The sequence below is a fragment of the Xanthomonas sp. NCPPB 3582 genome, from assembly GCF_041475735.2.
GTDB lineage: Bacteria > Pseudomonadota > Gammaproteobacteria > Xanthomonadales > Xanthomonadaceae > Xanthomonas > Xanthomonas codiaei.
The window spans coordinates 3,404,481-3,428,369 of sequence record NZ_CM192968.1 but is presented as its reverse complement, the minus strand read 5'-3'; the positions used below and the strand labels follow the sequence as shown (position 1 = coordinate 3,428,369).

Below are 23,889 nucleotides of genomic sequence, written 5' to 3'. Positions count from 1 at the left end.
CCCTGTTGCCTCCGCGACGAACCCCTTGTGGGGGCACCCCGGCGCGGATGGCGGCAGCAGGTGTGGATTCGTCGGTGACGTCCGACGTGGACGGCGCGCTGCGCCAGGGACGCAAAACAGCCGGCGGAGTATATCCGCCCGGGTGGTTGCCTGCAATCTACGCTGGCGTTGGCCGGCAGGGGCGACGCTCAGGGCTGCAGCGTCAGCGTGGTTTCGGTCTCGCTGTTGACGCGTGCCACGAAACGGCCTGGGCCGGTGGCGATGCTCGCTGGCAGCGCCCATTGCCGGGTCTGGCCAGGCAGCACGTAGCCGGCCAGGTCGTTGCCGATGCTGCGGCGGTTCCCGCCGGCATCGATGAAGGCCAGATCGGCCAGGCGTGCGTGATTGAGGCCGGCGTTGTGCACGCGCAGGGTGCGCTGAGTGCCCTGGGAGGACAGCGTCGCCTGCAGGAGCGGATGCGTCCGGCCAGGCTCGCGGGGGGTGGCGAACACCGGCGTGGAGTAGCGCAGCAGCTCGGTGTCGCTGCCGTCGGCGTTCTGGGTCACCACCAGCCGGTAGCTCTCCTCGGTGTGCGTCGGGCTGGGGCCGAGGCGGATCACCCGCAGCAACTGGCGGCCCTGCGAGGGAATCTCGAACTGGCCGGGGCTGACGGTGGCGCCGGTGGCCGGCTCCAGCAGCTCGCGTTCGCCATCCTGGCGCCAGCGGTACAGCTTGGCGTCGGCACGCCAGGGTTGCGCGGCCTGGTTGTAGAGCCAGACCGCAGCCTGATCGCTGTCGGCGGGAATGTGCGCGGTGGTCGGGGCGATCGCGATCTCGGCGCCGGCGGCAGTGCCGGCCAGGCTTGTCAGCCCGATCAGGCCGGCGGCCAGCCAGGCCCGGCGTGGGCAGGAGGTGGCCATGATCAGAACGCGATGGTGGTGACGCGCGCCGCGCCGCTGGGTGCGGGCCCGGCCAGGGCGCTGGCGTCCTGGCCGCTGGTGGTGGTGGCCGGAGCGTCGGTGCTGCGCGCCGGCAGCGCGATCGCCATCGGCGTGCCGCGCGAGCAGCTGGCGCGCGGCGGCGTGGTGCGCAGTTCGCAGCCGCTGAGCAGGCGCAGGCCGATGTGCAGGGTGGAGTTCTCCGGCCCGCGATTGGCGGCTTGGACTGGAGTGACGCCGCAAACGAGGGCGACCAGGATCAAGCGCTTCAGAAAGATGACCGGCGTCATGAAGGCAATCGTTTGCATTGGAGTCGTAGGAAATAACGACGCCACCGCAGCGAACTTTATTAACTGTCAGTAAGTGATGGAGACGGTCACCGTGTCCGAGTAAGCGCCGGCAATCGGCAGTTGCGGGGCAGGCGCGCGGCCATACACGGTCACCGTCTGGGTGGTGCCGTTGCCGGTGCCTGCCAGGGTGTCGAGCCCGATCGTGGTGCCCCAGCGGTTGCTGCGGCCGGCATCGCGGTAGAGCTCGTAGGTGATGAAGTTGGCGCTGCTGGCGTGGCGCATGCGACGGGTGCTGCCGTTGGCGTTGCTGCCGACATCCAGGCCGATGTTCCAGGCGGTGCGGTTGGTGCAGGCCAGGCTGATGGTGGAAGTGCGGTCGATCGCGTTTTCGATGCTGCCGGCGATGCTGCCGAAATCCAGATCGGTGGTGACGTAGGTATTGCAGCGCGCCGGCACATTGGCCGAGGCGGTGAACGGAAACGCGTTGCTGGCGGTCTTGGCGCCGCTGATGGCGGTGTTGCAGTCGGCTGGCTGCTGGATGCCGCCGATCACGCTTTCGTTGTAGGCGTAGCGCACCACGGTGTCGGCGCCGCCGAAGGTGCTGGTGTGGTTGCCCACCGACAACGTCTGGCTGCCGGGGATGCGCCCGTACAGCGTGACGGTGGTGGTCTGCGAGCCGCCGGTGATGACCGGCACTCCGTAGGCAAAGTTCAGCACCATCGGCGACGGGACCGTGGAGTTGGCTGCGCCCCAGATCTGCGTGCGCGCCGCATCGCTGTAGATCTGGTAGCCCAGGCTGTCGCCTGTGCCATTGCCCAGGCGGCGTGGCGTGTACTGCCCGCCACTGGCGCTGCCGGGGCCAAGGTCCAGGCACAGCGTCACCCGTGCGTTGCCCAGCACGCTGAGTGCGGCGGTGGCGCAGGAGACGTTGAAGGTGGCCACCGCGTCGGTGGCGCCGTTGGCGGCCACGTTGCCGAAGGCCAGCGGCGTACCCAGGGTGACGGTGCACACGGTGTCGGCCCGCGCTGGCGCGCCGGGCGCCAGCCACAACGTGGCCAGGGCCAGGATCAGCAGCGCCCGCCAGACCCTGTGCGCAGTCATGGCGCGCGCTCGGCGATGCAGGGCAGCGGGCCCACGCGTGGGATGCCGCCGGAGGACGTGGGATAGGCGAACTGCGCAACGCAGCGGCCATCCGGGGTATCGACCAGGATGCGGTTGTCGCGCTGCAGGTTGTCCAGATAGGTTTCGCCGTCGTAGCCGACCACCACCCGTTCGGCGTCGCCCTCGCGTTGCACCACGCTGCCCACTGGCACCGGTGCGCCGTTGGTGTCGTGCAGCACGATGACCGCTGCCTGTACCCGGGTGATACCGAAGCGCACCGCCACGCCGGACTGCTGGCGCGGGGTGACCGTGGTGTCGACCCGGTCCACGCGCAGGTCGGCCGGCAGGTTCAGGGTGTCGATGGACAGCTGATTGCGCTGCCACGATTGCAGCGGCGTCACCAGCAGGGTGCCGCGCGCATCGGTCACCCCGATCAGGCGATTCTCCAGCCGTACCGGAATGCCGGCTTGCCCGTCGGTGGAGACCACGGCGAAGGCGTCCTGGATGTCGCGCGCCGCAAACCCCCTGCCGTTCATCCAGACCAGGCTGCCACTGGCGCTGGCATAGCCGAAGGTGTCGCCCCCCTGATTGGCGGCGCCGATGTTGTAGCGGCCGACCCGGTTCAACCAGCCCAGCTCGGCCAGGCCGCCGCTGGCGTCGTCGCCGGCGCGTCCCTGCAGCCGCCAGCCGATGCCGCCCAGGTCGCCATCGCCGGGCAGCGGCTGGCTGATGTCGGCCACAAACCCGGTGCGATTGCCGTTGCGCTGCATCGAGGCGCTGGCCTGGCGGATCTCGCCGAAGGTGGTCGACAGCGACAGATACACGCTGCGGTCGCTGCGCACATCCAGGTTCTGGTTGGCCGACAGGTTGGCGGCCCAGCTGCGCCCGAAGCTGCGCGACCAGAACACGCTGGCGTAGCGCGAGGTGTCGCCCTGCGGATAGCTCAGCCGCACGTAGCTGGTGCCCAGCGAGCCGATGGCGGCAAGGTTGACGCCGAATACGACACGGTCGCTGATGCGCGCCGGCAGGCTGCCCTGCAGCGCTCCCAGGTCGCGATAGTCGCCATGGGTACGCTGGGTCCCCAGGTTGAAGTTGAAGCGGCGGTTGTTCCAGGCATAGCCCAGCACGTACTGGCCGCCGCTCAATGCATGCATGCGGCTGTGCGCGTAGGCCGCATTGACCACGCCGCCGGCGCCGAGCAGCCAGATCCCGCCAGCGCCGGCATTGACCACGCCGCCGCCGGCTTCGGTATGCGCCTCGATGGTGAAATCATCGCGCAGCCCCTTGCGCAGGGTGGCGCTGGCGACGGGCCGGGACGCGTAAGCGAACGAGCGCACACCGTAATCGCGGCGCAGATGGCCGATGCCGGCCGACCATTCGGAGATGCCGCGCGCCAGCAGCTGTGGCGTGCCATAGAACGCAAAGTCCAGCCGGCGCACGCGCCCGAACGCATCGGTCACCACGATCTGCGCCTGCCCGGTGCCGCTGATGCCCGGTTGCGCGGCCAACTGGAACGGGCCGGCAGGCACCTGCCCGCTGTATTGGCGCAGGCCATCGACATACAGCTCCACCGTCGAGGGCACGGCCGCCTCGCCCAGGAAGCTGGGCGTGGGAGTCAGCACCCGATACGGCTGCAAGGCGTAATTGCGCCCGATCTGCACGCCGCCCAGGCGCAACGAGCGGCTCCAGTCGACGAAACCGCTATAGAAATCGCCAACCCGCAGGCTGGTGGCGGTCTCGGGAAAATCCATCTGCCAGGCGCTGTCCAGGCGCACCGCTTCGCTGCGCCAGCGATTGTCCTGCGGACGGTCGTAGGTCAGGAACACGGCGGTGGTGTCGACCATGCCGCGGCCGATGCCGAAGCCGCGCAGTTCGGTGGACAGCGATACGCTGCTGGCGCCGGTGTTGCGCGTGGCGTACAGGTCGTAGTTGAGCAACATGCCCGGCGATGCGGTGGCGCTGGGCGGTGCGATGTCCTCGGCCTTCAGCACGGTTGTCGATAACGATAGCTGCGCCAGCGGGGCCTGCAGGGCCAGCCGCTGCAGTGCGGCGTCGTAGCGCACCTCCACGTCACGCAGGCTGTCCAGCGCGACCTGCTCGTCGGCGGCACGGTCGGCGAGAACGAAGCCAAGCTTGCGCAGCGTGTCGACCGAGGCACGCAGATGCCCATCGACCATCTCGAAAGGCGCCAGGCCGCGGTCGGCCTGATTCAGGGTGACATCGAGATACAGCGTCTGCGGCTGCGTGGTAGCGGCTTGCGCGGGAGGGTCGGGCAGCGAGGTCATGTCGGCCAGGTCGCTGGCCGCAACGGTTCCCAGGCAGCCGGTGGCGGCGAACAGCGTCATCGCCAGCCGGGCCGCGTCACGGGGCCGCGGGCACGGCCAGCAGGGTGCGTTCGTCGGCCTCACCATTGATCCTTGCGACGATGGAGCCGCGCGCGAACTGCGCCACCGGCGCGCCCAGCGACCAGCGCATGGTCTGGCCGGGCAGCACGTAGCCGACCAGGCCGCTCAGCGCGCTCTTGGTCGCGCCGTCGACGCGGTGTTGCAGGTCGGCCACCTGGGCGTGCCCGTTGCCGGTGTTGCGGATCTGGATCTGTGCGGTGCCGTCGCTGCCGGCAACCACCTGTGCGCTCAGGCTGGGCGCCGGTTCGCTGTTGCCCGGTGGCAGCACGAAGATCGGCACCGAATAGCGCAGCACGAACTGCATGCCCTTGCGGTCGGCATCGGCACTGGGAAGTTCGTCGACGATGATGCGGTAGCAGCGTTCCTCCCCGGTGGGGGGCGGCCCGGCGCGAATCACCCGGATCAGCTGGCGCTCGCCGGCGGCCAGGGTGCGCATCGGCGGGCTGACCAGCAGCTCCTGGGTCGGCTCGAGCTGGTCCTGGCCATCGCGCTGGGTCCAGCGATAGGCGCGGGTCTGTACCTGCACCGGCGCACCGCCGCTATTGCTCAGCCACAACCCGTCGGCGGCCTGCTCTGCGCTCAGGCTGAGCGAGGTCGGCGCCAGTTGCAGGCTGGCCGCGTGCGCCGGCAGCGACAGCCAGCCGCCGACCAGCACCAACAGCAGTGCCAGTGCGGCGCGGATCGGCCAGGAGGCCAGGTGACGGGGCAGGCAGCAATGCAAGGACATGCGTGGCCTCAGTAGATGATCGTGGCGGTGATCGTGTCCTGGTAGCTACCGGTGGCGGGGTTGTTAGCCGAGGGATTGGTCACGCGGCCGTAGACCGGATAGACCTGGTTGATGCCGGTAGCGGTGCGGCTGAGCGTATTGGTGCCGGTGGTGCTGCCCCAGACGGTGCTGCGGCCCAGGTCCTGGTACAGCTGGTAGGCGATGTAGTTGTTGGTGGTGACCAGCGGGTCGGCGTTCTTCATGCGGCGGGTGGTGACGTCGTTGGCGGTGCCGGCGTTGCTGCCCGCGCTCAGCGCGATGTTGTAGGGCGTCAGCGCCGTGCACTGGGCGGTCACGCTGCCGTTGGCATCGGCGTTGGCGGTCGAGGTCGACAGCACCGAACCGAAGTCCACGTCGGTGGCGGAGGCGGCAGTGATGGTGCAGGCCTTGGTCACGGCGATCTTGACGTTGAAGGTGGTGGTATCTGCTGCGCTGGCGATGCCGACGGTCGAGAGCAGGCCAAGGGACAGCAGGACAGGGCGGACAGTACGCATGGACATTTCCTTGACCGATCAGGTCATTGATGACGCGACCACTCGTCGCTGCTCATGCAATGCATCCGCCGTGCCAAACATAGCGGCGAATTCAGCTTGTATCTACCTGTTTCTGCTGGCGCTTTCGTCAAATCTGCGATGTCTTGCGCATGACTTCGCTAGTGCAAATCTTGACGCTGCGTGCACATCGTCACGGATGAATGGGCAACGGTGGCGGTTTCCTGTTGCCCGGTCCGCTTGCCGAGCCGCGGTGGCGTACAAAAAACGTCGGCGCGGGCCGTTCAGATTCAGCCCGGATCGGCGATAATCCCCGCCATGAGTGTCAATCTGAAAACCAAAGAAGAAATCGAACTGATGCGTGTCGCCGGCCGCCTGGCCGCCGAGGTGCTCGATATCGTGGCCCCGCATGTCAAGCCGGGCGTGACCACGGCCGAACTGGACCGCATCTGCCACGACCACATCGTCAACGTGCAGGGCACCATTCCTGCCAACGTGGGCTACCGCGGCTTTCCCAAGAGCGTGTGCACCTCGGTCAACAATGTGATCTGCCACGGCATCCCCAGCGCGGCCAAGGTGCTGAAAGACGGCGATATCGTCAACATCGATGTCACCGTGATCAAGGATGGCTGGCATGGCGATACCAGCCGCATGTATTACGTGGGCACGCCCTCGGTGATGGCCAAGCGGCTGGTGGAGACCACCTATGAGGCGATGTGGCGTGGCATCCGTGCGGTCAAGCCCGGTGCCACCCTGGGCGATGTAGGGCACGCGATCCAGAAGTTCGCCGAAGCCGAGCGCTTCAGCGTGGTGCGCGACTACTGCGGCCACGGCATCGGCAAGGTCTATCACGACGAACCGCAGGTGATGCATTACGGCCGTCCGGGCGAGGGCCTGGTGCTCAAGCCGGGCATGACCTTCACCATCGAGCCGATGATCAACGAAGGCACCTATCACCATAAGACCCTGCCCGACGGCTGGACCGTGGTGACCAAGGACCGCAAGTTGTCCGCGCAGTGGGAACACATGGTGGCGGTAACCGAAGACGGCGTGGATGTGCTGACGCTGTCGGCCAATTCGCCCGCGCCGGTATGACGGACGCGCCGGCGGAGCGACCCGACCCGGGCGTCGCCGGCGACGCGGACTGGGCCGCACAGGCCCGTCCGCTGCTGGTGCATGCGGACATGCGCCTGTGCAAGCGTTTCGACCAGGGCGAGCCGATCGAGCGGCTGGTGGCCTTGCGTGCGCGCGCCGTGGATCAGTTGATGCGCAATGCCTGGGCCCGCTGCATCCCGGCCGACAGCGGTCTGTCGCTGCACGCGGTGGGCGGCTACGGACGTGGCGAGCTGTTTCCGCGCTCGGATGTGGATGTGCTGGTGCTGGGCGAAAGCGCGGCCCAGCAACAGCATGAGCAGCATCTGGCGCGCCTGTTCGCGCTGCTGTGGGATGTAGGCCTGCCGATCAGTCACGCGGTGCGCTCGCCCGCGCAGTGCACGGCGGCCGCGGCCGACCAGACGGTGCTCACCGCGCTGATCGAATCGCGCGCGCTGGTGGCCGATGCCGCTGCGCGCGCGGCACTGGCCAAGGCGATCGCGCCGCAACAGGTGTGGCCGCCGCGCGATTTCTTCCAGGCCAAGCGCGAGGAATTGCTGGCACGCCATCAGCGCTTCGGCGATACCGCCGATAACCTCGAACCCGACATCAAGGATGGCCCGGGCGGCCTGCGCGATCTGCAGACGCTGGGCTGGATGGCGTTGCGTGCGTTCGGGGTCAAGGATCTGGAAGCGCTGGTCGGGCTGGGCCATGTCGGTTTCGACGAGGCGGCGGCGCTGCGCCGCGAGCGCGAGGAACTGGCGCGGCTGCGCTTTGGCCTGCATCTGGTCGCCAACCGGCCGGAAGAGCGCCTGCGCTTCGACTACCAGAAGACCCTGGCGCAGCGGCTGGGCTTCGCCGACGACCCGGAAAGCCTGGGCGTGGAAAAGATGATGCAGCGCTTCTACCGCAGCGCTGCGCTGATTCGCCGCATCAGCGACCGGCTGCTGCAGCGCTTCGAGGAACAGTTCGATGGCGAAGCGGTCCCCGAGCCGCTGGGCGACGGTTTCAGCCTGCGCCGTGGCTACCTGGCTGCCGATGCCGACAGCTGGCCCGACGGCGATGTGTTGCAGGTGCTCGCGTTGTTCGCGCAATGGGCCGCGCATCGCGAGGTGCGCGGGCTGCACTCGCTGACCGCGCGCGCGCTGGCCGAGGTGCTGCACGCTCTGCCGGCCTACGACGTCGCCGATGCGGCCACGCGCGATCGTTTCATGGCGCTGCTGCGCGGCCCGCGCGCGGTGGAAACGCTCAACCGCATGGCGCGGCTGGGCGTGCTGGGGCAGTGGATTCCCGCGTTTGCCAGCGTCTCCGGGCGCATGCAGTTCGATCTGTTCCATGTCTACACGGTCGATCAGCACACCTTGATGGTGCTGCGGAACATCGCGCTGTTCGCCGCCGGCCGCGCCGACGAGCGCTTCTCGATCACGCATGAAGTCTGGCCGCGCCTGCGCAAGCCGGAATTGCTGTTGCTGGCCGGCCTGTTCCATGACATCGCCAAGGGCCGTGGCGGCGATCATTCCGAACTGGGCGCGGTGGATGCGCGTGCGTTCTGCCTGGCGCACCGCCTGAGCGAAGGCGATACCGAACTGGTGACCTGGCTGGTGGAGCAGCACCTGCGCATGTCGGTCACCGCACAGAAGCAGGACATCTCCGACCCGGAGGTGATCCACCGCTTCGCCACCCTGGTGGGCACCCGCGAGCGCCTGGATTACCTCTATCTGCTGACCTGCGCCGATATCGCCGGCACCAGCCCCAAGTTGTGGAATGCGTGGAAGGACCGCTTGCTGGCCGACCTGTATTTCGCCGCACGCCGCGCCTTGCGCGAAGGGCTGGAACACCCGCCGCCGCGCGAGGAACGCCTGCGCGAGGCGCGCGAATCCGCACGCGCGCTGATGCAGGCGCAAGGGCATGACGATGTCACCATCGACCGCCAGTTCGCCGGCATGCCGGACGAAAACTTCCTGCGCTTCCGTCCCGAACAACTGGCCTGGCAGGCCGCCTCGCTGATCGAGGTGGAGATCGGCCAGACCCTGGTCAAGGCGCGGCGTGCGGTGCCTGACAACGATGCGCTGGAAGTGTTCGTGTACTCGCCCGACCGCGACGGCCTGTTTTCGGCGATCGTGGCCACGTTGGACCGCAAGGGCTATGGCATCCATCGCGCGCGCGTGCTGGACGCGCCGCACGATGCGATCTTCGACGTGTTCGAGGTCCTGCCGCAGGACAGCTTTGCCGACGGCGACCCGCAGCGACTGGCCGCGACCGTGCGTCAGGTGCTGGCCGGCGACCTGGCGAAGGTGCGCCCGGCGCGACGCGCGGTGCCGCGCCAGTTGCGGCATTTCCGCTTCGCGCCGCGGGTGGAATTCAGCGAAAGCGCCGGCGGCCGCCGTACCCGCATCAGCCTGGTCGCACCCGACCGCCCCGGTCTGCTCGCCGACATCGCGCATGTACTGCGGATGCAGCACCTGCGCGTGCACGACGCACGCATCGCCACCTTCGGCGAGCGTGCCGAGGACCAGTTCCAGATCACCGACGAGCACGACCGCCCGTTGTCCGAATCCGCCCGGCAGGCGCTGCGCGATGCGCTATGCGCCTGTCTCGATCCCGCCTAGCACTCCTGGAGACCCCCATGGCCACCACCAAGAAGACCGCGCGCAAGTCCAGCGCGAGCGCTGCCAGCGCCGCATCCAAGCAAGCCGGCACGCGCAGCAGCAAGGCCGCCAAGGCAATGCCCGCCGCCAAGGCGAAGCCACTGGCAGCTGTCGGCAAGAACGCTGCATCCAGGCCCGCTGTGGCAAAGAACGCTGCGGTGAAGAAGTCGGCTGGCGCGCCGCGCGTGGCCAGGCAGCCGACCAGTGTGGTCTCCACGCCGGCGGCCAGGAAGGCCGCTGCCGCCAGGAAGCGGCCGATCGCCGAACAGGCGGTGCAGAGCGCGGCAACCCATGTGGGCGACGATGAGCTCAGGTTCGGCATCGAAAGCGCCTTCGAGCGTCGCGCCACCTTGACCATGGACGAGATCGACGGCTCCACCCGCACCATCGTCAATCGCGTGATCGACGGCCTGGAAAGCGGACAATTCCGCGTGGCCGAGCCGGACGGGCAGGGTGGCTGGACCGTCAACGAGTGGTTGAAGAAGGCCGTGCTGCTGTATTTCCGCGTCAACGAGATGGCGGTGATCGATGCGCAGCCGGCGCCGTTCTGGGACAAGGTGGAATCGCGCTTTGCCGGCTTCCACGAAGCGGAATTCCGCAAGGCCGGCGTGCGCGTGGTGCCGGGCGCGGTGGCGCGCCGCGGCAGCTATTTCGGCAAGGACGTGGTGCTGATGCCGAGCTTCACCAATATCGGCGCGTATGTCGGCGAAGGCACCATGGTCGACACCTGGGCCACGGTGGGCTCGTGCGCGCAGATCGGCAAGCATTGCCATCTGTCCGGCGGCGCCGGCATTGGCGGCGTGCTCGAACCCCTGCAGGCCAGCCCCACCATCATCGAAGACCATTGCTTCATCGGTGCGCGCTCGGAAGTGGTCGAAGGCGTGGTCGTCGGCCACCACAGCGTGATCGGCATGGGGGTGTTCATCAGCCAGAGCACGCGCATCTACAACCGTGCCACCGGCGAGATTTCCTACGGCTATGTGCCACCTTACAGCGTGGTCGTCTCCGGTCAGTTGCCCTCCAAGGACGGCTCGCACTCGCTGTATTGCGCGGTGATCGTCAAGCAGGTCGATGCCAAGACGCGTAGCAAGACCAGCGTCAACGAACTGCTGCGCGGGCTGGCGGATTGATCCGTTTGTCCATCGTGAGGAGTGCTGCGAATTGCTCGGGCGTGAGATGCATGTTTCCCTCCTCCCATGGGGACAAGGTGGCGCGCAGCGCCGGATGAGGGCGCGAGCAAGGCCTGGTGCACGGTCTGCACGAGGCTGCGCCCGTACCCTCACCCCAACCCCTCTCCCGGTGGGAGAGGGGCCTTGCAAGGTACTCGCATTGAATGAGGACACGCGTGCTTCCCTTCTCCCACGGGGAGAAGGTGGCGCGCAGCGCCGGATGAGGGCGCGAGTAACGCCTGGTGCACGTTCTGCACGAGGCTGCGCCCGTACCCTCACCCCAACCCCTCTCCCGGCGGGAGAGGGGCATTGCAAGGTACTCGCGTTGAATGAGGACGCGCGTGCTTCCCTTCTCCCATGGGGAGAAGGTGGCGCGCAGCGCCGGATGAGGGCGAGAGCAAGGCCTGCTGCACGGTCTGCACTAGGCTGCGCCCGTACCCTCACCCCAACCCCTCTCCCGGCGGAAGAGGGGCATTACAGGCCGATTTTTCGGGATACAGAAATGACCACGCTCTACGGATTGAAGAACTGCGACACCTGCAAGAAGGCCACCAAGTGGCTGGACCGTTTCGGTGTCGCCCATGCGTTTGTGGATTACCGCGACAACAAGCCCTCGCCGGAAACGCTGCTGGAGTGGGCCGGCAAGGCCGGCGGATTCGACGCCTTGATCAACAAGTCCTCCACCACCTGGCGGCAGTTGCCCGACAACAGAAAGACGCCAGGCTCGGACGCGGAATGGAAACTGCTGCTGCGTGAGTATCCGCAACTGATCCGCCGCCCGGTGGTGGTGACCGACGACGGCGTCGTCAGCCAGGGCTTTTCCGACAACGGCTTCAAGGCGCGCTTTTCGATCGGCTGACGCCAATGCGGCGTCATCGTTTCGCCTGATGGCCTGCCGATTGCTGCGTGCAGGCGCACGCTGCCCGTTTCCATGCATGCGCGGCATGCATCCACAAGCTAGAGATCATGATGACCAGCGACGTCCTGCAATTGACCTGCGACCTGATCGCGCGCGCGTCGGTGACTCCCGACGATGCCGGCTGCCAGACGATGCTTGCCGAGCGCCTGGCTGCCGCAGGTTTTGCGTGCGAACACCTGCGCCTGGGCGAGGTCGACAATCTTTGGGCCACGCATGGCAGCGGTGCACCGGTGCTTGTCTTGCTCGGGCATACCGACGTGGTGCCGCCAGGACCGCGCGATGCGTGGACCAGCGATCCATTCGAAGCGCAGATCCGCGATGGCGTGTTGTACGGGCGCGGCACGGCCGACATGAAGGGCAGCGTGGCCGCGTTCGTCGTCGCTGCAGAGCAGTTCGTAGCCGCGCACCCGCAGCATCCCGGCACGCTGGCGGTACTGCTCACCTCCGACGAAGAAGGCGATGCCATCGACGGCGTGCGCCGCGTGGCCGAGCTGCTGCGCACGCGCGGGCAGCGCATCGACTGGTGCATCACCGGCGAGCCGTCGTCCACCGAACGGCTGGGCGACTTGCTGCGGGTGGGTCGGCGCGGCAGCCTGTCCGGTGCGCTCACGGTGCGCGGCGTGCAAGGGCATGTGGCTTACCCGCACAAGGCGCGCAACCCGATCCACCAGTCCGCGCCGGCGCTGGCCGAGCTGGTGGCCCGGCAGTGGGACGAGGGCTTCGAAAGTTTTCCGCCCACCAGCCTGCAACTGTCCAACATCCATGCCGGCACCGGCGCCAACAACGTGATTCCCGGCGAGCTGCAGGTCGCCTTCAATCTTCGCTATACCCCGCATTGGGATGCGCCGCGGCTGGAAGCAGAAATCGCCGCCATGCTCGATCAACACGGGCTGGACTACGCGCTGCGCTGGCATCGCAGCGGTGAACCCTTCTACACCCCCGAGGGCCGCCTGCGCAGCGTCGCGCGCGAGGTGCTGAGCCAGTTCGCTGGCGCGCCGCCGGAAGAAAGCACCGGCGGCGGCACCTCCGATGCGCGCTTCATCGCGCCGCTGGGCGCGCAGTGCATCGAAGTCGGCCCGGTCAATGCCAGCATCCATCAGGTCGACGAGCACGTGCGCGTGGCCGATCTTCAGGCCCTGCCTGCGCTGTATCGCAAGCTGGTCGAGCGGCTGCTGATCGAGTGAGTGGCGGTGCGCAGGAAGCGCACGGAACCGTTGCGCAGCCGCCAGGCGCGCGGCAGCCGGTGCTCGGAATCGGCATGTACCACTCGCATCTTCCGGTGCTGGGCGCGCCATCCACACCACCTGACGACTGCTCGCTACCTGCTGCAATTGGCTCTCTGCGTCGTTGCCGCTGAAACAGTTGCGCCAGGGAAAACGAACGGTTAGCGTCGCCTGCATGGACCTGTGCCTCGCCAACCTCGATAACGCCAACCGCAACGCCCTGCGCGCGAATAATCGTGCGCGGCCGATGCGGGTCTGCGACTAGGCGAAGTACAACCAAACGCCCAGGAATCAGAAAACCCGCATCGGCCGATGCGGGTTTTTTTATGGATGTCATTCTCGTGCAGCACGCTTGTCCACCGGCCACTCAATCCCGCAGTTTCATCAGGAGTGTTTCCATGTGTTCCATTTTCGGTATTTTCGGCCTGCAACCCGGCGACGATATGCAGGCCCTGCGTCGGCAGGCGCTGGAATGTTCGCAACGGCAACGGCATCGCGGCCCGGACTGGAGCGGCGTCCATGTCGATGCCGGTGCGATCCTGGTGCACGAGCGGCTGGCCATCGTCGACCCGGCCGGCGGCTCGCAGCCGTTGCTGTCCGAGGACGGGCAACTGGTGCTGGCGGTCAACGGTGAGATCTACAACCATCGCGAACTCAAGGCCGAACTGCTGCAGCCATACGCCTTCCAGACCGGCTCCGATTGCGAGGTGATCAATGCGCTGTACCGCGAGGATGCGCCGGCCTCGTATCTCAACCGGCTCAACGGCATCTTCGCCTTCGCGCTGTGGGACAAGGCCGCCGGGCGGGTGATCATCGCGCGCGATCCGATCGGCGTGGTGCCGTTGTACTGGGGCCACGACCGCGAAGGGCGGTTGCGGGTGGCCTCCGAACTGAAGTCGCTGGTGGACCATTGCGCCGATGCCGCGCAGTTTCCGCCGGGCCATTGGTACGACAGCGCCACCGGCGCACTCAGCCGCTACTACGAGCGCGCCTGGCGCGAGTACGGCGAAGTGGAGGGCGTGCAGGTGCCGCTGCAGGAATTGCGCGAGGCGTTCGAACGTGCGGTGCACCGCCAGCTGATGACCGACGTGCCGTACGGAGTGTTGTTGTCCGGCGGCCTGGATTCGTCGCTGGTCGCCGCCGTGGCCGCGCGCTACGCACGCCATCGCATCGAGGAGAACGACACCACCGAAGCCTGGTGGCCGCGGCTGCATTCGTTCGCGATCGGGTTGAAGGGCTCGCCGGATCTTGCCGCTGCCGAAGTGGCTGCCGCGGCGATCGGCACCGTGCATCACGGTTTCGAATACACCTTCGAAGAAGGGCTGGATGCGTTGCCGGAAGTGATCCGCCACATCGAGACCTATGACGTCACCACCATCCGCGCTTCCACGCCGATGTTCCTGCTGGCGCGACGGATCAAGGCGATGGGCGTCAAGATGGTGCTGTCGGGCGAGGGCAGCGACGAAATCTTCGGCGGCTATCTGTACTTCCACAAGGCGCCCAACGCCCGCGAATTCCACGAGGAGCTGGTGCGCAAGCTCGACGCGCTCAACAACTACGATTGCCTGCGCGCCAACAAGTCGATGATGGCCTGGGGCGTGGAGCCGCGCGTGCCGTTTCTGGATCGCGAGTTCCTGGATGTGGCCATGCGCATGGACGCCAGCCACAAGATGATCGACAAGACCAGCGGCGGCGCGATCCGGATGGAAAAAGGCGTGCTGCGCGAGGCGTTTGCCGGGTATCTGCCCGATTCCATCCTGTGGCGGCAGAAGGAGCAGTTCAGCGACGGCGTGGGGTATGGCTGGATCGACGGGCTCAAGGCGCATGCGGCCGCGCATGTCAGCGATCGCGAACTGGCCGCGGCCGACCGGCGTTTTCCGGTCAACCCGCCGCAGACCAAGGAAGCGTATTTCTACCGCAGCCTGTTCGAGCAGTTCTTCCCCGGCCAGGCAGCGGCCGAGACGGTGCCGGGCGGCAAGTCGATCGCCTGTTCCTCGCCGACAGCCATTGCCTGGGACGCAAGCTTCGCCGCGATGGCCGACCCGTCCGGCCGCGCCATCGCAGGGGTGCATGCGCAGGCGCTGGCGTCGTAATCCGCGGCAACCAACCGCAGCGGCCGGCATGCGCCGAGGCGCTGCCGGCCGCTCCGGCCCGGGAGCGGCCAACAGACTGCTGCGCAGCCGTCAGGCGGGCGTGGCCGGTGCCCGGGATCGGCATGTCCTGGCCGTGCGCTCCGGCTCCTGCGCGCGCCACCCACCCGGCGACTGCGCGCTACATGCTGTCGGCCGCGCTCATTGCTCGTGGCGCACGCAGTAGCCGTAGCGCTGCGGATCGATATCCACCCCCGCCACGTCGGCCTGGTTGTTGCGCCAGATGTTCGGTTTGAAGTCGGCGGCGGTGCAGTTGGCCGCACGGTCCACACCGATGGTGTAGGTAAACGGCGTATTGGCGAAGCGGTTGTTCTCGAACACGTTGTCCTGGCTCATGCTGTTGTCCCAGCACAGGATCTCCGGCGTGCGGTAGCGGATGGCGCAGGCCAGGAAGACGCCGGCCACCTTGTTGCCATCGAACACGTTGTTGCTGAAGCGGTTGCGTCGCGCGTCCGACAGATAGATGCCCTGGCTGCCGTTGCGCTCGAAGCGGTTGTTGCGGATCTCGCTGTCTTCCAGGTGCTCGGTGGTCAGGCCTGCGGCTACGTTGTCGTGGATGTAGTTGTTGACCATGGTGACCTTGGCGGTGCGGTTGAACGACACCCCGTCCCAGATCGCGCCGGACACGTCGTTGTTCTCGATGGTGATATCGCGCGTGTCGTATTCGCTCAGCAGGCAGGCGCTGCGGCACTTGTTGACCTGCAGGCCGGCCAGGCGGATACCTTCGCCGGAACGGACCACCACGGCGCTGTTGCTCAGATAAGGACGCTCGGGCATGAATTCCTGGTCGCCGGTGCTGGCCACGATCTGCATGTCCTCGATGCTGACATTGCGGATCACGCCGGTCGGCCGCTGGTTCTCATAGTCGCCCACCACCAGCGCCGGCTGCTGTACGCCATCGGCCATCCGCAGCACCGTCGCCGGACCCTTGCCACGCAGGACCAGGTTGCCGCGATGGATGGACACCAGCCCGTTGAGCGGGAACTCGCCTTTTTCCAGGCACAGCACCGCGGGCTTGTCGCCTTGCGGCAGCTTGTCGATGGCTTTTTGCAGGTCCTGTCCGGGCCTGACCTTGGCGGTGCAAGTGGCCACGGGCGCGGCCGGCGGGCCGGGAGTGGTTGGCGGCGCGGCCGAACAGGCGGCGGCGAACACCAGGGGTAACAGGGCGGAAACGGAGCGGGCAAGCTGAGGCATGCGGATTCCGGTCAGTGAGGGGAGGGGGGCGATCGTGCGTGAGCGGGCAATCGATCGCGACGGCCTCTAGTGTGTCCCACCGGACGTTAAGTTCCGGCCCAGGCGCGCCTGCGCGATTCGGCGCAGGTTCATTGCCTGGGGCCGCACGCGAGGAGGGATGCGCGCCACGCCGCAGTCGGTACAGCATTCGCGCTCGTCGGCGTGCGCGTGGTGTGAGCCATGCGCTGCAGGTCGAAAGCGCGCTGCCTGCGTGCCAGGCGACACGCGCACCGGCGCGCTCCAAGCAATCGACACACTTGCTGCGCTGCCTCCAGGCAGATGCGGTCGGTGCATGGAGCGATTGGTGCACGGAATCGACATGCACCACGCGCCATGCCGATCATCGGTTCGTCGCCGCGTCCACCTGACACCTGTGCGCGAGGCCATCAGGCGGGCGCGGCCGGTGCTGGGCGCGGCATGCACCACACCTACGCTCCGGTTCCGGGCGCGCCTTCCACGCCCACCGCACGACCGCTCGCAACGTTCTGTTGGTCGCTCTCAGAAGCTGTAGGCCAGCTGCGCGTAGATACGCCGCTGCTCGCCTGGGAAATGCCCGCCGCGGGCGTTGAAACCGCTGACGGCATAGACCTTGTCGAACAGGTTCTTGACGTTGACCTGCAGCTTCCACGCATCCCACTGGGTCTGCCAGCTGATGTCGTAGATCGCATATGGCTTGACACGCTGACCATCCAGACTGACGCGTTCGCCCACGTAGTCGGCGCCGAAGGCGATGGCCGAGCGCCAGGCCGGCAGGTCGTAACGCGTCCACAGTCCGAAGGTGTTGCGCGGCGCATTGGCGAAGCGGTCACCGGAGGCATTGGTGATGCCATTGGTGCCGGCATCGAGCACGCGCGCATCGTTGTAGGCGTAGGTGAGGTTGAGCACCCAGCGCTCGGTGAGGTCGGCCAGCAGGTCGACCTCCAGCCCTTCGCTGCGCACCAGACCCAATGCGGACAGCTGATTGACGCCGTCCACGATCTGCCCGTTCGCCTGCACGATATTGCTGCGCTCGATGCGATACAGCGCGGTGTTCAAGCTGAGCCCGCCATCGTTGAGCGCGGTCTTCAGGCCCAGCTCCCACTGCTTGCTGCGCTCCGGGTCGAAGGGCCCGCCCACGCTGGCGTCCTGGCTGGCCGCATCCTGCGGCACGAAACCGCTGGCGTAGCTGGCATAGGCATTGATGCCTTCGCGCAGTACCACGGTGCTGCCGACGCGCCAGCTGAGATCGTTGCCGGTGACGCGCGAATCATCCAGCAGGTTGTCGTCCTTGAAGCCGTCCCAGCGCAGCCCGGCCATCGCATGCCAGCGCGGGCTGAGGGTAAGTTCGTCCTGCAGATAGGCACCGTAGCGCTGGCTGCGGGTGCTGGTGGCACGCCAGGGCAACGTGTCCAGGCCGTAGTCGTAGAAACCGCTGCGGCCGTACACCGGGTTGAACAGGTCGATGCCCGGCACGGGCCCGCGGACGCGTCCGGTGTCTGCGGTGTTGGCGGTCTGCGCACGGAAATCGGCATCCAGCCGGTAGTAGTCGGCGCCCATCAGCACCTTGTGTTCGATGCCGCCGGTGCTGGTGCGAAACACCGCGTTGACGTTGCCGGAGATCGCATCGTTGTCGCGGTACTGGTTGCGCAACTGGCGTGTCATCCATTCGGCGCTGCCATCGCGATCGCGATCGATCAGGCCCATCGGCTCGTGATAGATCTGATGCTCATCGTTCTTGAACCAGCGCAGTGCCATGTCCATATCCCACGCGCTGGACGGCGAGAAGCGATATTGCGCGAACGCCACCTTGGCGCGCATGTCCAGGAAGTCGGTGGGCTCGTTGTGGTTCCAGCGCCGGTCGGTGAGGAAGTTGCCATCGTCGTCCACCGGCACGCCGCGCAGGCGATTGCCGCCCAGGTTCTGGGTGATGTCGGTGTATTGCAGGACCAGTTCCCCGGTCCGGCCGATGTCCAGCGCCACCGAGGCATCGCCGATCTGGCTCTGGCTGTCGGTATTCCAGCGGAAGCCGTCTTCGCCATCGGCATACGCACCGATGCGGTAGCGCACCCGGCCATCGGCGCGCGCCGGACCGGTGGCTTCGAACGAGGCCGCGCCGAAGGACTGATTGCCCAGTTGCAGCTCCACCCTTCGCTGCGCCTGGTGCGCAGGCTTGCGGGTAACGTAGTTGATGACGCCGCCCGGTTCGCCGCCGCCATACAGGGCGCCGGCTGGTCCCTTGAGCACTTCCACCCGTTCGATATTGAACAGCTGCGGCACCGAGAAACCGGCATACGGATCGCCGCGCAGGCCGTCGTACAGCACGTTTTCCTGGCGGAACCCGCGCAGGGTGACGCCGGCATAGCTGAAGAAACTGATGCCGCTGATGCTGCGATACAGATCGGTGATCTGGCGGGCGGCCTGATCGTCGATCAACTCGCGCGGCAGTACCTGCACCGACTGCGGCACCAGCGCCAGCGGGGTGTCGGTGCGCGTGGCCACTGCGGCATCTTCGGATTTGTACAGGGTCTGCGCACGGCCGATCACGTTGACGCCATCGAGCTCGGTGACATCGGTGTGGGTGTGTTGCTGGGCGAGGGCGTGGGGCGAGGTCAACGCCAGCGCCAGCGCAGTGGCGAGCGCGGTGACAAGGAGCGTGGGGCGCATTGTTCAATAATGGGAATGGTTATCAAATGCATCTTAGCATGTTGTGCTTGCTTGATTTCTCGGATCGTGGGCGAAGCAATAGCTGCGGCGCACGGATGTGCACAGGTGCGAGCTGCAATGCGTACTCGCAGACGCCAGATCGCAAATCGCCAAGTCGCAGACGTGCAGCGCATCCCTTCTCCCATCGGGAGAAGGTGCCCGAAGGGCGGATGAGGGTACGAGCGAAGCCCCATGCCGCATGTCATGCAGAAAGCCGTTCGTAATGCAGAAGGCTGCTCGAAAGCAGCGCAGGATGCGCGGCATCGCATGCGACCGTGGCATGGCATACGCGCGTCCCCCATCCCGACCCCGCTCTGCGCTCCGGCCCGCGCTTTCCGCGCGGGCGCTCCAGGGCACACGCGCCAGCGCCGCGTGCTCGCACCGATCAACGAGGCAATACGAACACGCCGACGTCCTCGTCCCGATCAACCAAGCGCCATGAACCGGCTTACTTCGGCTGCAATTGCAGCGTATGGCGGGTGGCGGTGGGTAAGAATGGGGTGGGCCGGCCATGCACCCAATCGTCGTGTCCTGCGCCCCAGAACGGCGACAGCGGGTGTCCGCTCTGGCCGCCCGGCATGTGCACGATGCCGTCCTGCTCGTGGCCAGGGGAGACCACCATGCGTTCGGAGGCGCCGAACGCCGGGCCTTGCACGCGCGGCATATCGCGATCGCCCGGCAGTGGATCGGGCGGCATGCACAGCCCGCGCCTGGCGAGCGCAGGCAGGGCCCGCGCGATCGGGTGGCAGATGGCCGCGGTGTTGCGTTCGCCCCAGCTGCGTTCGCCGAGCGGCTGGCCCGGCTCGCCTTGCGCCAGCAGCGCAGTGTGCGCATCGCGCGCGGCATCGACGAGGAGTTGATCCCAGCTGGCATGATCGGGCGGCAGCAGATGCACCGGGCGCTGCTGCAGCAACGGCCAGACGATCCCTTCCATCTGTGCCCGCCGTGGCGGCAGGAACCCCTCGCCCAGCGCCGACTTCGCCGGCGCCAGCAATCCGGCCTCCACCGCATCGATGGTCTTGCTGCGGAACTCGCGCACGATGCGGTAGCTGACCGAGCTGGCGGACGCGCGGCCGTCCCAGTGCCGCGTGACGCGCTCGATCTGCTGCAGTGCCGGGTCCTTGCTGTGCGTGACCACGCCACGCAACAGCTGCCACCAGCGCGTCAGCAGCACCGCGCGATCGTCCAGCTGGATCGCCAGCAGATCGCGCTCGGTGAAGCGATGCCTGGCGAACAGGTCGTCGCGGATCTGCTGCGCCCGCGCGCCGAGGTCGTAGCCGGCGTTGCCGAGGATCGCCAGCTGCTGCGCGTCGACGACGCGGCTGTTGGCGGTCCAGAGCCGATGCGAGGGCGGGTCGACCAAGGCAGGCGCATCATCGCTGCGCACCGGCCAGGGCGTGCAGCCAGCCGTGGCGATGGTTGGCGGAATGGTCGCTGGCGGTACCGACACCGAGGCGTTCGCCAGTTCTGCGATGCCCGTCGGGCTGCAGCCGGCATTGCGCGCGGGGCGCGCGCCGATCAGGCGCCAGGCGATGCGTCCGCTGCGGTCGGCCACTATCAGGTTCTGTGCGGGAATGCCCGAGCGGTCCGCCACGGCGAAGGCGCCTTCCAGGTCGCCGGCGCTGCTCATCTGCGCAAAGTCCAGGCCGATCGCGCCCGGCAACTGCGCGGCCCAGCGCAACGCCAGCAGGCTGCCGTCGGCGTTCGCGTGCACGATCGGCCCCCAGGCCGCTTCGCGCACGTCCAGGCGTACCGGCGCGGCGCCGGCCACGCGGATGGTTTCCACATGTGTGGTCAGCGCTTGCGGATGCGCGGGCGTTGCGGCGGGAATGCGTGCGAAGTCGGCGGTGTCGATATAGCTGTTGGTGAAGGCCCAGGCCACATGTCCATTGCTGCCCACCACCATCGCCGGCAGGCCGGGCAGGGTGAAACCGGTGACATCCACCTTGCCGTCGGTGGCGCTGGTGTCGCGGTAGCGCAAGCGCGCGCGGAACCAGATGTTGGGCGCACGCAGGCCCAGGTGCATGTCGTCGGCGACGATGGCGCGGCCGTCTGCGGTGAGCGTGCCATCCACCGCGAAGTTGTTGCTGCCCGGGGTGGGCTGCTCGATGTGCGGTGTGGTGGGCGGATGCGGCAGCCGGCGCAGGTCCAGCGCTGCCGCATCCGGCAAGCTGGCATCGCCCTGGGGTGGGCCGAACAGGGGCGCATCCCAGCTCGACCCCTGGTGATCGAGCAGTGCGGCCAGCGCAGGCGGCACCACGGCGCGAATGCGCGCGGCGGCCAGCTCGGTCTGGTTGTCGTTGTCCTGCAGGTCGGCATACATCGCCAGGCCGGTGAGGATGGAATCCTCCATGTTCCAGGCGCGCGGGCTCTGCCGCAGCAACACGTAAGGCCAGGGCCGCACCCGCAACGCCGCCAGCCCGGCGTTCACCCCGTCGGTATACGCCTGCAGCGCGTCGCGCTGGCCGCCCATGGCGATCTCCAGGTTGGCGCGCACGCGTGCGCGCAGCCGATGCACGCGATTGCGCTTGTCCAGATCCAGCGCCTTGGCACCGAACAGTTCGGACAGCTCGCCGGCGGGCGCGCGGCGCATCAGGTCCATCTCGAAATAACGTTCCTGCGCATGCACGTAGCCGAGCGCACGCATCGCATCGATCCGGTCCTGCGCGTCGAGGGTGACTACGCCGTTGCCATCGCGCTGTACGCCCACCGGTGCGCGCAAGCCGGCAAGCGCGGTGGTGCCGTCCAGCTGCGGCAGGCTGCCGCGCAGCAGCAGGTACGCCGTCGCAACGGCAGCCAGCGCCAGCACCACGATTCCCAGCGATAGCCGGCCCAGCCATTTGCGCATTGTCGGTTCCTCGAGTTCGGTTGGGGGCGGCGGATGCGGCAGGCGGTTGGTTAGGGGCAGGCGGTATGATCGACCGGCAGTGTACGAGCGGCAGATGCCGATTCGACGCCCGGGCCGCGCCGGATTGGTCGCTGCAAGGCGTTTGGTCCGTCGCGGGCAGTGTCGCTTCCGCTCGTGACCGTGATGGGTCTGGGCGCAAGCGCAACTGAAAGTGATTCCGATTAGATCATTGCCCGCCCGCATAGGGCACCATGCGCGCATTGCGTCGCTGGAGCACACCATGAAAGGCCATCCCGAAGTCGTCGATTACCTCAAGCAGCTGCTGCGCGGCGAGCTGGCCGCGCGCGACCAGTATTTCCTGCACTCGCGCCGCTACGAGGACCAGGGCCTGATGGCGCTGTACGAGCGCATCAATCACGAGATGCAGGAAGAAACCGAGCACGCCGACGCGCTGCTGCGGCGCATTCTGTTCCTGGAAGGCGACCCGGACATGCGACCGGCCGAATTCACCCCGGGCAAGACGGTGGTGGAGATGCTCGAGCGCGATCTGGTGGTGGAATACGAAGTGCGCGCCGCGCTTGCCGCCGGCATGAAGCTGTGCGAGGAGCATGGCGACTATGTCAGCCGAGACGTGCTGCTCAAGCAGCTGCAGGACACCGAAGAAGACCACGCCTGGTGGCTGGAGCAGCAGCTGGGCCTGATCAAGCGGATCGGCCTGGAGTTGTACCAGACCTCCAAGATCGACAAGGGTCGCGTAGCCGGTTGATCAGCCGGGCGGGACCCGACCGCCGCGCGGTGTAATGCCGCATGGCGCCGATGACGCTGGCACGCCGTGCAGACGTGCTGTAGCGGTGGTTCGGCCGCGTCGCACTGGCGATGCCGCGTGCAGGCCAATGGCAGCCGGCCATTGGTCACGGACTCGCCAGACCTGGTGTCGCGCCGAAACTTGGCATGCGTGCGCGCTGCCCGCGCACATGCCCAAGGTGATCGCCGCCGGACGATCGATGCCGTGCCGGGCCATCGCCCCGACGGTCGACGCGCTCAGTTGCGCTGCAGGCGATAGACCGCCGTAGTCAGCGCGGTGACGCCCTCGGCGCGAAAGCGCGGTTCCTGCTCGAGGATGTCGCGCTGTTCCAGTTGCTGCACCTGCCACTGCGCATCGAACAGCGCGTGCACTTCGTCGGCATCCACCGCGAAGGGCGGGCCGGCTTTTTCGGCCTGCGGATAGTCCAGGGTGATCAGCAGTCCGCGGCAAGCGGTCGGCAGGCGCGCATAGGTCGTGTGCAGATACTGCCGGCGCAGGTCGGCGGGCAAGGCCACCAGCGCCGCGCGGTCGTACACCGCCTGGCAATCGGCCAGCACGCTGCGATCGAGCGCGAATGCGTCGCCACAGATGATCTCGATGGGGCCGGCGATGAAATGCTCGCCCGCGCTGCTGATATGGCGCTGCGGCTGCAGGCCCGCGTCGGCGAAGAACTGCGTCACGGCCAGCGGCGACAGCTCCACGCCCAGGACGCGATGGCCTTGCGCGGCTAACCAGTGCATGTCCAGGGTCTTGCCGCACAGCGGCACCAACACGCGTGCAGCGTGTGGTAGCTGCAGTGCGGGCCAGTGCTTCTGCAGCAACGGCATGACCTCGTCCTGATGAAAGCCTGTCTGTCCGTCCTGCCAGCGTTGCAGCCAGAAGTCTGTGTCCATGGTCTGGTCGTGTTGGTGCAACGCGATGCGGCGTCGCGCGCTTGCGAAAAAATCGCGCCTGCGCGCGCAGCGCGGCGGGCCTGCTCGATGTTGCGGGGATTGGAATGGGTTTTGCAGCCAGGCGCATCGATCAGATCGCCGGCTGCATCATCGCATGTCAGGAGGAGGAGGGCTCGCCGAACCGTGTGCGGTGCTTTAGAGCAGCTAGCAAAACGACTGCGCTCACCGCCAGGTGGGCGCGGTCGGTGCTCGGTGCG

The 23,889-nt window shown here is 67.4% G+C and carries 17 protein-coding genes and 1 other RNA gene; 8 read left to right on the top strand and 10 right to left on the bottom strand.

Features of this window, described 5'->3' with window-relative positions; genetic code table 11:
• Positions 1 to 188: 188 nt before the first annotated feature.
• From ACCQ05_RS14400 to ACCQ05_RS14375, 6 genes are read right to left on the bottom strand one after another with little or no spacing between them, the layout of a single operon-like run.
• Positions 189 to 899, bottom strand: coding sequence for a fimbrial biogenesis chaperone (locus tag ACCQ05_RS14400; RefSeq protein WP_372391060.1), 711 nt, complete (start codon positions 897 to 899; stop codon positions 189 to 191).
• 2 nt (positions 900 to 901) lie between these two features.
• The gene (locus ACCQ05_RS14395) at positions 902 to 1,225 is read right to left on the bottom strand and encodes a hypothetical protein (RefSeq protein WP_372391058.1); all 324 of its coding nucleotides are present in this window, start codon (positions 1,223 to 1,225) and stop codon (positions 902 to 904) included.
• A gap of 48 nt (positions 1,226 to 1,273) precedes the next feature.
• A complete protein-coding gene (locus ACCQ05_RS14390) occupies positions 1,274 to 2,308 on the bottom strand; it encodes a Csu type fimbrial protein (protein WP_372391056.1) in 1,035 nt (344 codons plus the stop codon).
• Positions 2,305 to 4,653 carry a fimbria/pilus outer membrane usher protein gene (locus ACCQ05_RS14385; protein WP_372391053.1) on the bottom strand — a complete coding sequence of 783 codons (2,349 nt, stop codon included), beginning with the start codon at positions 4,651 to 4,653 and terminating at the stop codon, positions 2,305 to 2,307. Before ACCQ05_RS14385 ends, ACCQ05_RS14390 begins: the two co-directional genes overlap by 4 nt.
• A gap of 16 nt (positions 4,654 to 4,669) precedes the next feature.
• Positions 4,670 to 5,440: a fimbrial biogenesis chaperone gene (locus ACCQ05_RS14380; RefSeq protein WP_372391051.1), complete on the bottom strand. Its 771-nt coding sequence runs from the start codon at positions 5,438 to 5,440 to the stop codon at positions 4,670 to 4,672.
• An 8-nt stretch (positions 5,441 to 5,448) separates the two neighbouring features.
• Positions 5,449 to 5,973 carry a Csu type fimbrial protein gene (locus ACCQ05_RS14375; RefSeq protein ID WP_167394677.1) on the bottom strand — a complete coding sequence of 175 codons (525 nt, stop codon included), beginning with the start codon at positions 5,971 to 5,973 and terminating at the stop codon, positions 5,449 to 5,451.
• 315 nt (positions 5,974 to 6,288) lie between these two features.
• On the opposite strand from ACCQ05_RS14375, the gene map reads away from it, so the two are divergent.
• The 6 genes from map (at position 6,289) to asnB (ending at position 15,114) form a co-directional block, all read left to right on the top strand.
• Positions 6,289 to 7,065, top strand: a complete 777-nt coding sequence (gene map, locus ACCQ05_RS14370; RefSeq protein WP_104542654.1) for a type I methionyl aminopeptidase — start codon at positions 6,289 to 6,291, stop codon at positions 7,063 to 7,065.
• Positions 7,062 to 9,671 carry a [protein-PII] uridylyltransferase gene (locus ACCQ05_RS14365; protein WP_372360431.1) on the top strand — a complete coding sequence of 870 codons (2,610 nt, stop codon included), beginning with the start codon at positions 7,062 to 7,064 and terminating at the stop codon, positions 9,669 to 9,671. Before map ends, ACCQ05_RS14365 begins: the two co-directional genes overlap by 4 nt.
• Positions 9,672 to 9,688: 17 nt before the next feature.
• Positions 9,689 to 10,840 (top strand): 2,3,4,5-tetrahydropyridine-2,6-dicarboxylate N-succinyltransferase, encoded by a 1,152-nt coding sequence (gene dapD / locus ACCQ05_RS14360; RefSeq protein WP_372391049.1) that lies wholly within the window; start codon positions 9,689 to 9,691, stop codon positions 10,838 to 10,840.
• Between the two features lie 541 nt (positions 10,841 to 11,381).
• Positions 11,382 to 11,738, top strand: a complete 357-nt coding sequence (locus ACCQ05_RS14355) for an arsenate reductase (RefSeq protein ID WP_228962407.1) — start codon at positions 11,382 to 11,384, stop codon at positions 11,736 to 11,738.
• A 110-nt stretch (positions 11,739 to 11,848) separates the two neighbouring features.
• Entirely contained in the window at positions 11,849 to 12,982 is a 1,134-nt protein-coding gene (dapE, locus tag ACCQ05_RS14350; protein ID WP_372391047.1) for a succinyl-diaminopimelate desuccinylase, read from the top strand.
• 437 nt (positions 12,983 to 13,419) lie between these two features.
• On the top strand, positions 13,420 to 15,114 hold the full coding sequence (gene asnB, locus ACCQ05_RS14345) for an asparagine synthase B (protein WP_372391045.1): 1,695 nt from the start codon (positions 13,420 to 13,422) through the stop codon (positions 15,112 to 15,114).
• Between the two features lie 198 nt (positions 15,115 to 15,312).
• Here asnB and hpaM read toward each other — a convergent pair whose 3' ends face one another.
• On the bottom strand, positions 15,313 to 16,365 hold the full coding sequence (gene hpaM, locus ACCQ05_RS14340; RefSeq protein WP_228962411.1) for a type III secretion-associated outer membrane-bound protein HpaM: 1,053 nt from the start codon (positions 16,363 to 16,365) through the stop codon (positions 15,313 to 15,315).
• A 456-nt stretch (positions 16,366 to 16,821) separates the two neighbouring features.
• Between hpaM and ACCQ05_RS14335 the strand changes: the two genes are divergently transcribed.
• Positions 16,822 to 16,898, top strand: a non-coding RNA gene (locus ACCQ05_RS14335) — sX9 sRNA.
• 4 nt (positions 16,899 to 16,902) lie between these two features.
• On the opposite strand, the gene ACCQ05_RS14330 is transcribed toward ACCQ05_RS14335, so the two are convergent.
• Both ACCQ05_RS14330 and ACCQ05_RS14325 read right to left on the bottom strand, forming a co-directional pair.
• The gene (locus tag ACCQ05_RS14330) at positions 16,903 to 19,047 is read right to left on the bottom strand and encodes a TonB-dependent siderophore receptor (protein WP_372391043.1); all 2,145 of its coding nucleotides are present in this window, start codon (positions 19,045 to 19,047) and stop codon (positions 16,903 to 16,905) included.
• A 487-nt stretch (positions 19,048 to 19,534) separates the two neighbouring features.
• The gene (locus tag ACCQ05_RS14325; protein WP_372391041.1) at positions 19,535 to 21,934 is read right to left on the bottom strand and encodes a penicillin acylase family protein; all 2,400 of its coding nucleotides are present in this window, start codon (positions 21,932 to 21,934) and stop codon (positions 19,535 to 19,537) included.
• Positions 21,935 to 22,214: 280 nt separating this feature from the next.
• Between ACCQ05_RS14325 and bfr the strand changes: the two genes are divergently transcribed.
• Complete coding sequence (bfr, locus tag ACCQ05_RS14320; RefSeq protein WP_372391039.1) at positions 22,215 to 22,700, top strand: bacterioferritin; 486 nt, start codon at positions 22,215 to 22,217, stop codon at positions 22,698 to 22,700.
• 275 nt (positions 22,701 to 22,975) lie between these two features.
• Here the strand turns inward: bfr and ACCQ05_RS14315 are convergent, their stop codons facing one another.
• The gene (locus ACCQ05_RS14315; protein ID WP_372391037.1) at positions 22,976 to 23,632 is read right to left on the bottom strand and encodes a thiopurine S-methyltransferase; all 657 of its coding nucleotides are present in this window, start codon (positions 23,630 to 23,632) and stop codon (positions 22,976 to 22,978) included.
• Positions 23,633 to 23,889 lie beyond the last annotated feature (257 nt).

Bases quoted from the DNA above. Each gene is read 5' to 3' on its own strand.
- dapD (WP_372391049.1), top strand. From the start codon at position 9,689: ATGGCCACCACCAAGAAGACCGCGCGCAAGTCCAGCGCGAGCGCTGCC.
- ACCQ05_RS14330 (WP_372391043.1), bottom strand. From the start codon at position 19,047: ATGCGCCCCACGCTCCTTGTCACCGCGCTCGCCACTGCGCTGGCGCTG.
- hpaM (WP_228962411.1), bottom strand. From the start codon at position 16,365: ATGCCTCAGCTTGCCCGCTCCGTTTCCGCCCTGTTACCCCTGGTGTTC.
- ACCQ05_RS14365 (WP_372360431.1), top strand. From the start codon at position 7,062: ATGACGGACGCGCCGGCGGAGCGACCCGACCCGGGCGTCGCCGGCGAC.
- dapE (WP_372391047.1), top strand. From the start codon at position 11,849: ATGACCAGCGACGTCCTGCAATTGACCTGCGACCTGATCGCGCGCGCG.
- ACCQ05_RS14380 (WP_372391051.1), bottom strand. From the start codon at position 5,440: ATGTCCTTGCATTGCTGCCTGCCCCGTCACCTGGCCTCCTGGCCGATC.
- map (WP_104542654.1), top strand. From the start codon at position 6,289: ATGAGTGTCAATCTGAAAACCAAAGAAGAAATCGAACTGATGCGTGTC.
- ACCQ05_RS14385 (WP_372391053.1), bottom strand. From the start codon at position 4,653: ATGACGCTGTTCGCCGCCACCGGCTGCCTGGGAACCGTTGCGGCCAGC.
- ACCQ05_RS14325 (WP_372391041.1), bottom strand. From the start codon at position 21,934: ATGCGCAAATGGCTGGGCCGGCTATCGCTGGGAATCGTGGTGCTGGCG.
- ACCQ05_RS14375 (WP_167394677.1), bottom strand. From the start codon at position 5,973: ATGCGTACTGTCCGCCCTGTCCTGCTGTCCCTTGGCCTGCTCTCGACC.
- ACCQ05_RS14355 (WP_228962407.1), top strand. From the start codon at position 11,382: ATGACCACGCTCTACGGATTGAAGAACTGCGACACCTGCAAGAAGGCC.
- asnB (WP_372391045.1), top strand. From the start codon at position 13,420: ATGTGTTCCATTTTCGGTATTTTCGGCCTGCAACCCGGCGACGATATG.
- ACCQ05_RS14390 (WP_372391056.1), bottom strand. From the start codon at position 2,308: ATGACTGCGCACAGGGTCTGGCGGGCGCTGCTGATCCTGGCCCTGGCC.
- ACCQ05_RS14315 (WP_372391037.1), bottom strand. From the start codon at position 23,632: ATGGACACAGACTTCTGGCTGCAACGCTGGCAGGACGGACAGACAGGC.
- bfr (WP_372391039.1), top strand. From the start codon at position 22,215: ATGAAAGGCCATCCCGAAGTCGTCGATTACCTCAAGCAGCTGCTGCGC.
- ACCQ05_RS14400 (WP_372391060.1), bottom strand. From the start codon at position 899: ATGGCCACCTCCTGCCCACGCCGGGCCTGGCTGGCCGCCGGCCTGATC.
- ACCQ05_RS14395 (WP_372391058.1), bottom strand. From the start codon at position 1,225: ATGCAAACGATTGCCTTCATGACGCCGGTCATCTTTCTGAAGCGCTTG.